The sequence below is a fragment of the Polyangium mundeleinium genome (assembly GCF_028369105.1).
GTDB classification, from domain to species: domain Bacteria; phylum Myxococcota_A; class Polyangia; order Polyangiales; family Polyangiaceae; genus Polyangium; species Polyangium mundeleinium.
This window is the reverse complement of record NZ_JAQNDO010000001.1, coordinates 3,246,351-3,258,837: the sequence shown is the minus strand read 5'-3', so window position 1 is coordinate 3,258,837 and position 12,487 is coordinate 3,246,351. Positions and strand designations below refer to the sequence as shown.

General features: G+C 69.6%; 15 protein-coding genes. 7 read left to right on the top strand and 8 right to left on the bottom strand.

Annotated elements, in window-relative coordinates; all coding sequences use genetic code 11:
- Nucleotides 1-29 precede the first annotated feature (29 nt).
- Entirely contained in the window at nucleotides 30-662 is a 633-nt protein-coding gene (locus tag POL67_RS13210; protein ID WP_271917646.1) for a nitroreductase family protein, read from the top strand.
- Between the two features lie 6 nt (nucleotides 663-668).
- On the opposite strand, the gene POL67_RS13205 is transcribed toward POL67_RS13210, so the two are convergent.
- Together POL67_RS13205 and POL67_RS13200 are read right to left on the bottom strand one after the other, a co-directional pair.
- Complete coding sequence (locus POL67_RS13205) at nucleotides 669-1,517, bottom strand: response regulator (protein WP_271917645.1); 849 nt, start codon at nucleotides 1,515-1,517, stop codon at nucleotides 669-671.
- Between the two features lie 58 nt (nucleotides 1,518-1,575).
- A complete protein-coding gene (locus tag POL67_RS13200) occupies nucleotides 1,576-1,953 on the bottom strand; it encodes a hypothetical protein (protein WP_271917644.1) in 378 nt (125 codons plus the stop codon).
- Between the two features lie 286 nt (nucleotides 1,954-2,239).
- On the opposite strand from POL67_RS13200, the gene POL67_RS13195 reads away from it, so the two are divergent.
- Entirely contained in the window at nucleotides 2,240-4,381 is a 2,142-nt protein-coding gene (locus POL67_RS13195) for an ATP-binding protein (RefSeq protein WP_271917643.1), read from the top strand.
- Between the two features lie 13 nt (nucleotides 4,382-4,394).
- On the opposite strand, the gene POL67_RS13190 is transcribed toward POL67_RS13195, so the two are convergent.
- From POL67_RS13190 to POL67_RS13165, 6 genes are read right to left on the bottom strand one after another with little or no spacing between them, the layout of a single operon-like run.
- Nucleotides 4,395-5,309: an STAS domain-containing protein gene (locus POL67_RS13190; protein ID WP_271917641.1), complete on the bottom strand. Its 915-nt coding sequence runs from the start codon at nucleotides 5,307-5,309 to the stop codon at nucleotides 4,395-4,397.
- Between the two features lie 10 nt (nucleotides 5,310-5,319).
- The gene (locus POL67_RS13185) at nucleotides 5,320-5,712 is read right to left on the bottom strand and encodes a hypothetical protein (RefSeq protein ID WP_271917640.1); all 393 of its coding nucleotides are present in this window, start codon (nucleotides 5,710-5,712) and stop codon (nucleotides 5,320-5,322) included.
- Nucleotides 5,709-6,362 carry a V4R domain-containing protein gene (locus POL67_RS13180; RefSeq protein WP_271917639.1) on the bottom strand — a complete coding sequence of 218 codons (654 nt, stop codon included), beginning with the start codon at nucleotides 6,360-6,362 and terminating at the stop codon, nucleotides 5,709-5,711. The genes POL67_RS13185 and POL67_RS13180 overlap by 4 nt, the downstream gene beginning before the upstream one ends.
- Nucleotides 6,362-6,880, bottom strand: a complete 519-nt coding sequence (locus POL67_RS13175; RefSeq protein ID WP_271917637.1) for a 4-vinyl reductase — start codon at nucleotides 6,878-6,880, stop codon at nucleotides 6,362-6,364. Before POL67_RS13175 ends, POL67_RS13180 begins: the two co-directional genes overlap by 1 nt.
- On the bottom strand, nucleotides 6,877-7,083 hold the full coding sequence (locus POL67_RS13170) for a hypothetical protein (RefSeq protein WP_170229192.1): 207 nt from the start codon (nucleotides 7,081-7,083) through the stop codon (nucleotides 6,877-6,879). Before POL67_RS13170 ends, POL67_RS13175 begins: the two co-directional genes overlap by 4 nt.
- Before the next feature lie 20 nt (nucleotides 7,084-7,103).
- On the bottom strand, nucleotides 7,104-7,673 hold the full coding sequence (locus tag POL67_RS13165) for a carboxypeptidase regulatory-like domain-containing protein (protein ID WP_271917636.1): 570 nt from the start codon (nucleotides 7,671-7,673) through the stop codon (nucleotides 7,104-7,106).
- Between the two features lie 111 nt (nucleotides 7,674-7,784).
- On the opposite strand from POL67_RS13165, the gene POL67_RS13160 reads away from it, so the two are divergent.
- From POL67_RS13160 to POL67_RS13140, 5 genes are all read left to right on the top strand, one after another.
- Complete coding sequence (locus POL67_RS13160) at nucleotides 7,785-9,149, top strand: M20/M25/M40 family metallo-hydrolase (protein WP_271917635.1); 1,365 nt, start codon at nucleotides 7,785-7,787, stop codon at nucleotides 9,147-9,149.
- A 162-nt stretch (nucleotides 9,150-9,311) separates the two neighbouring features.
- Nucleotides 9,312-10,310, top strand: coding sequence for an aldo/keto reductase (locus tag POL67_RS13155; RefSeq protein ID WP_271917634.1), 999 nt, complete (start codon nucleotides 9,312-9,314; stop codon nucleotides 10,308-10,310).
- Nucleotides 10,311-10,312: 2 nt separating this feature from the next.
- The gene (locus POL67_RS13150) at nucleotides 10,313-11,179 is read left to right on the top strand and encodes a hypothetical protein (protein ID WP_271917633.1); all 867 of its coding nucleotides are present in this window, start codon (nucleotides 10,313-10,315) and stop codon (nucleotides 11,177-11,179) included.
- A 3-nt stretch (nucleotides 11,180-11,182) separates the two neighbouring features.
- On the top strand, nucleotides 11,183-11,554 hold the full coding sequence (gene cutA, locus POL67_RS13145; RefSeq protein WP_271917632.1) for a divalent-cation tolerance protein CutA: 372 nt from the start codon (nucleotides 11,183-11,185) through the stop codon (nucleotides 11,552-11,554).
- The gene (locus tag POL67_RS13140) at nucleotides 11,520-12,476 is read left to right on the top strand and encodes an aldo/keto reductase (protein ID WP_271917631.1); all 957 of its coding nucleotides are present in this window, start codon (nucleotides 11,520-11,522) and stop codon (nucleotides 12,474-12,476) included. The genes cutA and POL67_RS13140 overlap by 35 nt, the downstream gene beginning before the upstream one ends.
- Nucleotides 12,477-12,487: the final 11 nt, after the last annotated feature.

The window sequence follows — 12,487 nt, the reverse complement described above, 5'->3', positions numbered from 1 at the left end:
GCGGCCCGGGCGGGGTACAGGGCCCGGGGATGCTGGCGTGGCTGGAGACGCGGCGGTCGCGCCGCGAATTCGCGGACGAACCCGTGCCGAAGGAGGTGCTCGCCCGGCTCGTGCAAGCCGCGATCACTGCACCCTCGAACACGAACCGCCAGCCCTGGCGCTTCACGGTCGTCACGGCCGAGGACATACGCAAGCAAATCGCCGCGGCCGTGCGGGCGCGGGCCGAGGAGATCAAGGCCATCATCCACCGCGGGCACCACGCCGAGGATTTCGCCAATTACGGCGACTTTTTCCACGAGCCGCTGGAGAGCGCCGCCGCGATCGCGGTTCCGCAATGGCGCGACTATCCCGATCTCATCGCCGACCTCATCACCTCGGGCGGCGGGGATCCGGCGCAGTACCACACGGCCCGCAGCATGCAGGCCGAGCTCTGCTCGACGAGCGCGGCCGTGATGGCGATGCTGCTCCAGGCGCACGCCGAGGGCCTCGGCGCCTGCTGGATGGCGGGCCCGATGATCGCGAAGCCCGAAATCGAGGCGCTGCTCGGCATCAAGGAGCCGTTCCGGATGGTCGGCGCCGTGGCGATCGGATACCCCCTGGGCGACGCGCCGCCGCCCGGGCGAAAGCCCATCGATCGCGTCGTGCAATGGGTGGAGGACTGACGCGCTTCAATCCTCGGCGCGGCCGCGCGTCGCCTCGACCACCATCAGCGCAACCCGCTCGACGTGGCCCTCCACGTACACGGGATAGCAGTTCGCGAGCGCGCGGCGGTCCACCTGCCAGCCGACCTCCACGTTCAAGAGCGGCTCGCCTGTGGCGAAGACCTGCCGAAGGCGCTCGGCGAGCAGGACCGTGTCCGACCCCTCGGGGAGGACCTCGGCAAGCGGCAGGCCGATGTGGGGCTCGGTGTGCGCGCCGCTGCTCGTCGCGGCGAGGGGGGCATTGATGCGCTCGCAGCGAAGGTCCGCGTCGACGATGGCGATGCCGATCGGCGCTCGCCCGACCACCACATCGAGCACCGAGGCGCTCCTTGCGGCCTCGGTATGGGCGCGCCTCTCGCGGGCGAGCAGCTCCGCCCGCTCCCGCTCGAATTGCATGGCCTCGCGCATCCGATTGACCTCGCCGCGGCGCCAGAGGTCGGCCAGCGCCGAGACCTTCGCGCGGAGGACGTCGGGGCTGAACGGCTTGGGCAGGTAATCCACCGCGCCGTGCGCATAACCTTTGGCTTGATGATTGTCGTCGCGGTGAATCGCCGAGATGAAGATGATCGGCACTTCCCTCGTGCGCTCGCGCCTGCGGATCAGGGCGGCGACCTCGAATCCGTCCATGTCCGGCATCTGCACGTCGAGCACGATGGCCGCGAACTCCTCGCGGAGCAGGTGCGTCAGCGCCTCCTTCCCCGAGCTCGCCCGCACGAGGTGCATCCCGAGCGGTTCGAGCACGGCCCCCAGCGCGAGCAGGTTCGAGGGATGGTCATCGACGAGCAGGATGCTGGGGACGAGGGTGCGCGGTGTCATGGGGTCTCGGTTCCTTGCTCATGAACGACCTTTCGGCGCATGCGTTCGAGCAGGCTCGTCAAGGAGCATTGTTGCCACGGATGCTTTCGAGGGCGGCTTGCTCGAGGAGCACGAGCACGATCTTGTCGTCGGCCCCCGCGACGCAGGGGACAAAACCGATGGGCCTTTCCAGGGTGCGGAGCACCCGAGCGACCCGGGCGGGCCGGTCGTCCCCGCGCGCGGCGGCCATATCGACGAGCACCTTGGCGGCGCGTTCCGTCGACTCGACGGCGCATTCGATGGTTCCGGCGTCCGGTCCCTCCTCTTTGCACAACACCAGCACCACGGGATCAGGCACACGTGTGTTGCGAAATGCGTGCGCGAGGGGCCCCTTGAGCGACGCCTCGATGGCGCGCATGAGGAAGCTCGTGAGAGACCCGTCGCCTACGGGAAGCACCTTCATTCCAGGAGTGACGATAAGCCACGGACACACAGCCGATCCATGCGGACCCTGCCCCAGTCACGCGTCGGGATTCTCCCGCGGCACCTCGAATTGTGGAGGCCCACCCTCATCGCCGTTGCTTCGTCTCGGACGAAACCTCCGGAACATCGTATTGGCATAGTATCCCTCACAACAGCCGAGGTGGTTCGAAGATTCTTTCGAATCCGTAACGGTTCCAATTCACAAATGTTTTACACTCGGGCTGCGACGACGTCCCACCCTGTGTGCCGACCCTGACCTCATGAGCCAGGACACCTGCCCGCCGTCCACACCGTCCCCTGTCCCCTGCGTGCTTCTGGTCGACGACCACCCGGCGAACCTGCTCGCCCTGGAGGTGGTGCTGGAACCCCTCGGGCTGCATTTGATGCGCGCGAGCTCGGGCCGAGACGCGCTCCGGCAGCTCTTGAGCAACGAGTTCGCGGTCATCGTGCTCGACGTCCACATGCCCGACATGGACGGGTTCGAGACCGCAGACCTGGTGCGCAGGCTCGAACGCACGCGGGACATCCCGATCATCTTCGTCTCCGCGTTTCACCGCGACGACGCCTACCAAGCCAAGGGGTATGCGCACGGCGCGGTCGACTACCTGCCCAAACCCTTCAACCCCGACGTGCTGCGGGCGAAGGTCGCCGCGTTCGCCGAGCTCTGGCGCCGCGCCGAGAACCTCCGCGTCCGCGAGGCCGAGCTCTTCGAACGGGAGCGGGCGGAGCTGCTCGCCCGCGAAAAGCGCGCCCAGGCCGAGGCCGCGAGCAGCGCCGCCGTGCTCGACGCCGTCGTCGCGGGCGCGCCCATCGGCATCGCCATCTTCGACGCGCACCTGCGCTGCGAGCGCATCAACGCGGCGCTCGCGGCGATGCACGGCGCGCCCGCCGACGCGCACGTCGGACGCACGCTCGGCGAGACGCTCCCCGAAGGCCCCGAGACGTCCGTCACGATCGAGCGCCTGGAGCGGGTCTTCGACACGGGCGAGCCGCTGCTCAACCTCGAGGTCGCCCGGCGCGTCCCCGGGCAGTCGGGCCATCAATACTCGCTCACGAGTTACTTTCCCGTGCGCGTGGAGGGACGCGTCGCGCGCGTGGCCATGACGGTCGTCGACGTGACGGCCCTCCGCGCAGCCGAGGCGCGCGCCGCCACCAAACGCCAGAACCTGCACCGGTTGATGAGCGTGGCCGCGTCCCTGTCCGAGGCGCACACGAGCTTGCAGGTGGCCGAGGTGGCGGTGAGCCAGGGTCGCGCGATCCTCGGCGCCGAGCGAGCCGCCCTGGGCGTGCTCTCGGAGGGGGAGACGACGACCACGATCTTGCAATCGGTCGGGTACGACGAAGCGCAGATCGCGCGCTGGGTAAGCGTGCCTCTTTCTCACCCGATCCCGATGACGGACGCGATCCGGGAGCGGCGCCCGCTCTACTTCGAGTCAGGCGCCGCGGTGGCCGAGCGATATCCCGAGATCGCGCCCTTGCGTACCCCCGGCGACGAGGCCCTCGCGGCCGTCCCCCTGCTGTTCGAGGAGCGCAGGCTCGGATCCCTGGTCCTCTCCTTCGACGAACGCCGCGGGTTCAGCGAGGCGGACCGGGCGTTGCTCACGACGCTCGCGCGCCTGTGCGCGCAGGCCATGGAGCGCGCGCGCCTCTACGACGCCGAGGCCAGGGCGCGCGCCGAGGCGGAGACCGCGAATCGCGCGAAAGACGAGTTTCTCGCCCTGCTGAGCCACGAACTGCGCAGCCCCCTCAATGCCTCGCTCGGCTGGACCACGATGCTCCGCGACAACATCCTCCCCGCCGAGAAGCGGGAGCGCGCGCTCGCCACGGTCGAGCGGAACATCCGCGCGCAGGTCGCGCTCATCGAGGACTTGCTCGACGTCTCGCGTATCGTCGCGGGCAAACTGCAACTGAACAGCATCCAGCCGCTCGAGCTTTCGGGCATCGTCGAATCGGCGATCGAGGCCGTCCGCCCCGCGGCGGAGGCCAAAACCATCAGCCTCGAGGGCCTGATCGAAACCCAGGAGCGCGTCCAGGGGGACCCGGGCCGGCTGCTCCAGATCGTGACGAACCTGCTCGGCAACGCGATCAAGTTCACGCCGAAGGGCGGCTGGGTGCGCGCGCATCTGCGCCGCGTGGACGGGTCGATCGAGCTCTCCGTCGCGGATAACGGTCAAGGCATCACGCCGGCATTCCTGCCGCACGTGTTCGACAAGTTCAAGCAGGCCGACAGTGGAATGACCCGTTCGCACGGCGGCCTCGGCCTCGGCCTCGCGATCGTCAAGCACCTGGTCGAGCTGCACCACGGGACCATCACCGCGCACAGCGATGGGACCGGCAAGGGCGCCGTCTTCGTCATGCGTGTGCCCCTCCTGCCGTCGATGACGTCGTCGCGGCCGCGCTGAGCCCTGCCGGGGTTTACCCCGCGCTGCGCCGGCGCATTCCGACGCCCCGGCCGAGCCGCGCGAAGCAATGCCGCAAGCCGTATTTCACGCTCCGCAGGAGGCGGAGGTGCTCGAACCGCACGTCGAGGTGGAGCAAAGAAACGGCGACGGCCGGGCGAATGCCGGTCAGGATGCACTCGGCGCCCACGAGTTCCACGGCGCGCACGAGATCCATCAAATGACGCGCGCTGTTCGTGTCCATCGTATCGACGCCGGTCCAGTCGATGATCACGAAACGCGAGCCCCGCGCGACGACCGCGTCGAGCAGCCGCGACGTGATCTCCGCGCCGCGCCGCTCGTCCACTGCGCCGATCACAGGGAGCGCGAGCACGTCCTCCCATACCTCGATGATGGGCGTCGAGAGCGCGTCGATCCCGGCCTCCAGCCGATCGATGAGCGCGCGCTTCTCGTCATCGCTCGCCACGATCGCCTCGTCGAGCTCGCGCAGGATGTCCTTGTGCTCGGTCACGTCGCGGGTCACCGTCACCGCCGCGCGCACCACGCCGTCCGCGCCGAAGAGCGGCCGCGACGACTGCGAGATCCACGTGCCGGGGCCCTCTTCGTCGGTCGCGCCGAGCAAACTCTCCAGGTTCTCGACCACCTCGCCGCCGAGCGCGCGCCGCGTCGGATCGCGCTCCGGGGGCGCCGGCGAGACGCCATCCGAGACGAATACACGCCGCGCCCCGGGCTCGCCCGCGATGGCCCGCATATGCGCGTTGTACATGCGGCGCCGGCCCGACGTATCCTCGACGATCACGCCCACGGGCATCTCGTCGATCACAGCCCGGAGCAGGTCGAGCTCCTCGGTGAGGAGCTGCCGGGCCTGCATCTCCTCGGCGAGCCGCGCCTCGAGCGCCGCGATTCGCGACTGCATGTCCACGACGTCCACGTTGGCCCTTCTACCCCGCTTGTGGCGCGTTCGCCAGGCAGGAGCCGTGATTCAGCATGCCGTCGAGGGCCTCGGCGATCTCGCGCGCGGCCTGCGCTTGCCACGTGAGGTCCGTTGCAAGGCGAGGGATCAAAATCGCGCGGCCCGCGCGCGGCGCGACCGTGAGCTGAAATGCGCCCGGCGCCTCGATCACGTAGAACGCGGGCCGCTCGCGGAGCTCCCCGCGTGACGCGATCCAATCGCGAAACGCCGGAGGAAATGGCTCCTTTGTCACGATCTCGAACTGATCACGCCGGATGCAGCCGTAACGCCGCGTGATCCGCACGCGGCCGACGTCGACCACGTCGAGGACCTCTCCGTACGAAGCGAAGCTCCGCCGGTCCTGCCCGGCGTCCACGGTCATCCCTGCATTCGCTCCACGACGAACTCGCAGTGCGAATCACCCTTCGCGGCGCAAAGACGCTCGTGGGAGCGGAAGGATCGCGGGTCGCTGAACACCTCGCGATAAAGCTCCTCGGTGAGCGTGGGCCTGCGCGTGATGTCGCCCTGGTAGACGAGGTTCATGAGCCCCGCCATCCCGCCGTTCGCCAAAAAGCAACGAGGCCCGTCGGCCTGCGGATACGATTCGAGGTACCCGGACGACTCGTAGCTATCGCGCAGCTCGACGACGAGCCGCTCGCCCGGCAGGAGCTCGGCGACTCGAAAACGGCCCCAGCCGAAGGCGTTCACCACCGCCATCATGCCGAGGACCCAATCCTCGCGGCTCTCGATCATGGGCTGGACGAGCGCGTCCCACTCGACCGACGACATGATCCCGCCGAACGTATGGAACGCGCAGACGTGCGCGGCTTCCGTGAGGAGCGCGACCGCGTCCTCCGTGAGCTCGGGGTTTTCCCGCACGAGCGCGCCGAGAACACCAAACGAGATCCGGTTGTAGAAATCCGCGTAATGGTTCGTCAGGTACAGACCAAAGGCCGGGATGAGGCCCTCCTCGTTGCCGGCGAGGCCCATTCCGGTGACGGTCTCGACGATCACACGCTCGTCAATGGCCATCACCACACCTCCACGCGGAAGGAGCACCGCTCGTCCCCCGCGGCGACGCACTCGATCTCACGGCTCGTGACGCGCTCGGGCGCGAGGCGGTAGGCGACCGCGACCGCGCCGGCGAGGAACCCCGCGGCGAAGAAGCAGCCCGGCGCCGCCCGCTTGCCCCAGCGCGAGACCCAGCCGACCGCATAATGCGAGTGGTCGAGCGTCGCCCGCCCGCCGCCCTCGCCGAGCTGGCGGACGTCGACCCGGCCAAACCCTTGCGCCGCGAACGTGTCCGCCGCGCGCCGCAAGGCGTCCGCGGCCGAGCCGCTCTGCGCCTCCCCTTCGCGCCCTTGCAGCATCGAGCGCGAGGCCTCCATCCCCGCGGCCACGAGCAGCCTCGGGGCCCGCTCCTGCAAGGCGTCCTCGATCGTGCGCTGGAGAAAGACGTTGTAATGGTGACAATGGAACACAAGACGGCGTCCGCCGAGCGTGGTGATGCCGCGCTCGAGGTCCGCCTGCGGAGCGAGGTGAAAGCTCATCGTTTTGCCTTCCTTTCGTGTTCCAGGATCTCGCGCGCGCAGACCCACGCGCGCGCGACGAGCTCCGGGTCGTCCGGGATCGACTCGGCGTTGCGCGACAACGCGCGCCCGACGAGCAAGTTGAGCCGCGCCAGCTCCACCACGGCGCTCCCGCGGGCGCGCCCGCGAACGAATTCCACGACCTGCACGAGCTCCTTGCCCACGCCCATGTCTCCGTTGCCGGCTAGAGCCGGCGCCAATCCTCGCCGTGGAAATCGGGGAACGTGACCGTGCATTGGCCCGGGTCGATCCCCGTGATGCGCGCCCGGCCCTTCGCGTCGAGCATGCCCTCGCTCGTCGCGCCGTCCGGCAGCTCGACGCGGTATCGCTTGAACGGCACGGGCTTCGGCGGATCGTCGTCGTCGACGAGCTCGATGCCGAACCAGGTTTTTTCCTCCCGTCCTGCGACCTTCTCGCCCTTCGGCTCCTCCTTGCGGCCACCCGCCGCGAGGACGAACTGCATCTCCATCTTGAACGCGCGCAGCTCGCCGGCCTCGAGCGCCCGCCGGACGCGCGTGCGCTGCGCGGCGAACGACGCGCCCTCCCGCGCGCCGAGTGGCCCCGCGAGGAAGGCCGTGATGTCGGCGACGAGGGCATGCGCGCGCGGCTCGTCCGGGAACCAGCCGTCGACGAGCCAGGCCGCGAGGCCGCGGGGGACGGACGAAGCGCCCTCGGGCACGGCGCCGGCGCCGAGGCGCGGCACGATCCATACGACGTCCGAGAGCGTGCTGATGCGCCATTTCTTGCCGTGCATGATCTCGCGCCTCGTACCGTTCGAGGATACGCGCTCTCGCAGGCACTCGGCAAGACGGCCGTCGGAAAAGGCCTACCCTCGCGCCGCGTGGTTGATAGGATGCGCACCGCCATGACGTCCGCTTCCGCGCAGGATCCCTCCCCTCAAACGCCCGATCGTGAGCTCGGCGAGCACGCTTTCCGACTCTGCCAGACGCTCCTCCGCATCGACACCACGAACCCGCCGGGCCGCGAGCGCGCCGCAGCGGAGGTCGTGGCCGGCGAGCTCGCCGCCGCGGGGCTCGAGCCGATCACCCTCGAGAGCGCGCCCGAGCGCACGAACGTGGTCGCGCGCCTGCGCGGCACGGGCGAGTTGCCTCCGATCCTGCTCACGGCGCACCTCGACGTCGTCGAGGCCGAGGCCTCGTCGTGGAAACACCCGCCCTTCTCGGGCGCCGTCGCGGAGGGTTGCCTCTGGGGGCGCGGCGCGATCGACATGAAGAACATGGCCGCGATGTCGGTCGCGATCCTCACGCGCCTCGCCCGCGAGAAGACGCGCCTGCGCCGCGACGTCATCTTCGCGGCCGTCGCGGACGAGGAGGCGGGGTGCGACTACGGCTCGCGGTTCCTCGTGGAGAACCATCCGGATCTCGTGCGCGCCGAGTACGCGATCGGCGAGAGCGGCGGCTACACGCTGCACCTCGGCAAGGCCACGTTTTACCCGATCCAGGTCGCGGAGAAGGGCCTCTGCTGGGTACGCGCGCGCGTCCGCGGCGAGCCCGGACACGGCTCGATGCCGCGCGAGGACTCGGCCGTCATCAAGCTCGCGGACGCCATCGCGCGGCTCGGCGAGAAGCCGCTGCCCGTGCACGTCACGCCCTACGTCCGCGATTTCGTGGACGGCCTCGCGGCGAAGCAACCCGCGCCGCTGCGCGCCCTCCTGCGCCGGCTCCTCCACCCCGCGATCGCGCCGCACGTCCTGCGCGCCCTGCCCGATCGCTCGATGGCGCGGAGCTTCGGCGCGATGCTCTCGAACACGGCGTCGCCGACGATCCTGCGCGCGGGCACGAAGGTGAACGTCATCCCCGGCTTCGCCGAGGCCGAGATCGACGGGCGCACGCTGCCCGGCCAAACCGAGGCCGATTTCCTGCGCGAGCTCGGCGCGGTCCTCGGCCCCGAGGTCTCGCTGGAGATCGTGAAGAGCGCGCCGCCCACGACGACCGACCCCGTCGATTCCCCGCTCTTCAGCACGATGCGCGCGGCGATCCTCGACCGCGAGCCCGGGGCCACCGTCGTGCCCTACATGATCCCGGGCTTCACGGACGCGAAGTATTTCACGCAGCTCGGCGCGAAATGGTACGGGTTTTCCCCCGTGAAGATGCCGAAGGGCCTGCGCTTCGCCGACCTCTTCCACGGCCACGACGAGCGCATCCCGGTCGACGGGTTGAAATGGGGGACCGAGCTCCTCTTCGACGTCGTGCGCAGGTTTTGCCTGTAAAACGGGAGGCGGGACGAGCGCGTCCGGCTCCCCTCGAACGGCCGCGCGAGGAGCCTCGACGTCTCGAACGTCATGGCGGGCTGCCTCGCGCGTGCTCGATCGTCGAGAAGGTCTTCCCGCGGCGGTCGTTCCGGTCCATCCTTTTCGTGAAGCGAGGGAACGATGGCGGACGAGCTTTCGAGGCGGGGCGTGCTCAAGTTCGTGGCAGCGGCGGCGGCAGTCGCGGGCTGCAAAACCACGAGCAGCGGGACCACGGCAGGTACGGGCGAGACAAGCACGGCGCCGCCGGCCTCCGCGGCGCTGCCGGCCCCCGGGGCATCGGCGCCATCGGCCACGCGGACGCTCGGACGCACGGGCGCGCTCGTCGAGTCGGTGTCGCTCGGCGGCGAGGGGATCTTGCGGACGTGGAACCGCGAGCGCGAGGCCGTGCCGATGATCCTCGAAGCTTTGCGGCTCGGGGTACGTTATTGCGATACCGCGCCGGCCTACGCGGGCTCGCTGGATTATTACGGCGAGGCGTTCCGGCAGGCGCCGCCCGGCGCGCGGGATCAGGTCTTTCTCGCCTCGAAGACCCACGAGCGGGGCCGCGACGCGAGCTTGCGCCTGCTCGACGAAAGCCTCAAGCGGCTCGGGACCAGCCGCCTCGACCTCTGGCAGCTCCACGACCTGCGCACCCGGGAGGATCTCGACGATATCTTCAGCAAGGGCGGCGCGATCCAGGCCGTCGAGGCGGCCCGGAAGGACGGCCGGATCCGGTTCGTCGGGATCACCGGGCATCACGATCCGGCCATCCTGGTCGAGGCGATGCAGCGGTACGATTTCGATACGGTGCTTTGCGCCATCAATCCCTCCGATCCGGCGCGGCTCCCGTTCCTGACCACGGTGGTGCCCGAGGCGCGGCGGCGCGGCATGGGCGTGATCGGCATGAAGGTGATGGCCGCGGGGAAGATCCTCGCGGACGGCGCGGCGACGCCCGAGGAGCTCATCGGGTATGGCGCCCATTACGCGGACACGGTCATCGTGGGCATGCGGAGCCCGGCCGAGGTGCGGCAGAACCTCGGCATTGGCCGGGCGCTCACGCCGCAGACGCAAGAGGCGCTCGCATCGCTCGAGCGGAGGCTCGCGCCGCGGGCCGACGAATATTCTTATTTCAAGGCATGACCATGAAGCCCCGCTTCTCCCGCCTCGCGCCCCTCGTCGCCCTCGGCGTGCTCGGGGGTTGCCAGGTCGTGCTCGGCATCGAGTCGGAGTTGCGCCTCGCGGCCTGCGAGGAGGGCGAGGTCTCCAATACGACGCCCGCCGATTGCCAGCGTGAGGTCTGCAAGGACGGCGAGCTCGTGACCGAGCCGGATCCGGACGACATCCTTGCCGACGTGAACGAATGCACGGAGGACGTCTGCGAGGGCACGACGCCCAGGAACACGCCGCGCCCCGTGGATTCGCCGTGTGGGCTCGATGGGCTCCTCCGGTGCGACGGCGCGGGCAAATGCCAGGGCTGCATGGACGACATGGCATGCCAGGGCGGCCCCGCCCACCCGTGTGCGCCGATCACGTGCCAGCAGGGGATCTGCGTGACGAACGCCTCGCCCCCCGGGACCCCCTTGCCCGATCCGACCCCGGGCGATTGCATGGCGCCTGCTTGCGGCACGAATGGCGTGGCCGTGACGGTGTTCGCGGCCGATCCCCCCGAGCCCCCGTCCCCGTGCATCGCGACGGCGTGCATGGAGGGCGTGCCGCAGAGCGCGCCTCGGGACGCCGGGGCTGGCTGTCCTGGCGGCGTCTGCGACGGCAATGGCACTTGCGTGGGTTGCCTGGAGACCGCGCATTGCGGCGGCGGGACGATGGTCTGCGTGGGCACGACCTGCGTGAACTATTGCACGGACGGGCAGCAGAATCACGGCGAGACGAACCTGGATTGCGGCGGCGGCTGCGCCGGCTGCGGGGTCGGCTCGCCGTGCGTGGTCCCGACCGACTGCGCCACGAACGACTGCATCGAAGGGATCTGCTGGGATCCAGGCTTCGGGGGCTGAGCCATGCCCTCCGGCCACATCCTCGTCCACATCACGACACGCTCGGCCGAAGAGGCCGAGGCGCTCGGCGCGGCCGCCGTCGCGCGGAGGCTCGCCGCCTCGGCCCAGGTCGAGCCGATCACGACCAGCCATTACCGCTGGAGAGGCGCGATCCACGCGCACCCCGAGCACCGCGTGACGCTCTTCACGCGCGCGGCGCTCTGGGACGTGATCGTCGCATTCGTCCGGGCGAACCATTCCTACGAGCTCCCGCAGATCGTGGCGACGCCGATCGCCCTGGGCCTGCCGGAGTTCCTCGCCTGGATCGACGAGAACACGAGCACGCGGGAGCACGAAGGCGATGAAGCACAAAAAGCTCGGGACGACATCGATTGAGGTGAGCGCCGTCGTGTTCGGCGGCTGGCAGGCGGGCAAGGAGTCGTGGGTCGGCATCGACGACCAGGCGCAGATCGCCGCGCACCGGGCGGCCTTCGACGCGGGCGTGACGACGTTCGACACGGCCGAAGAATACGGGGCCGGGCACAGCGAGCGTATTCTCGCGAAGGCGCTCGTGGGCGAGCGCGAGCGGATCGTGATCTTGACGAAGGTGTCCTGGAACCACCTGCGCCGCGCCAAGGTGATCGAGGCGTGCGAGCGCTCGCTCCGAAACCTCGGGACGGACCGGATCGACCTCTACCAGATCCACTGGCCGGCCGGGAGCTTCGGCAGTGACGTGGTGCCCATCGAGGAGACGATGGGCGCGCTTCTGGACCTGAAGGCGCAGGGGAAGATCCGGGCGATCGGCGTATCCAACTTCGATCGATCGCAGATCGAGGCCGCGCGCCGCGTGGGCGCGGTGGACAGCCTGCAACCCTGTTATTCGCTGTTCTTCCGCAAGGCGGTGGAGGACACGCTCTTGTATTGCGAGGAGAACGGGATCACGGTGCTCGCGTATTCGCCGCTCGCCCAGGGGCTGCTCACGGGCAAATTCGGGCGCGGGCACGTGTTCGCCGAGGGCGACAACCGCGCGGACAACCGGCTCTTCAAGGGCGAGACGTTCGCGAACGCGCTCGCGGCGCTCGATGCGCTCCGGCCGATCGCCGCGAGGAACGGCGTCACGCTGGCCAACCTCGCGCTTGGTTGGCTCGTCGCGCAGACGGGCGTGGGCGCGATCGTGGGCGCGAGGAACGAGGCGCAGGCGAAGGCGAATGCGCTCGCCGGAGACGTCTCGCTCGTCGCGGCGGACCTCGCGGAGATCGACCGGATCGGGCGGGTCGTCTCGGATTCCCTGCCGCCCGGATTGATGTGGGACTGGTGATCGCGTAGGCT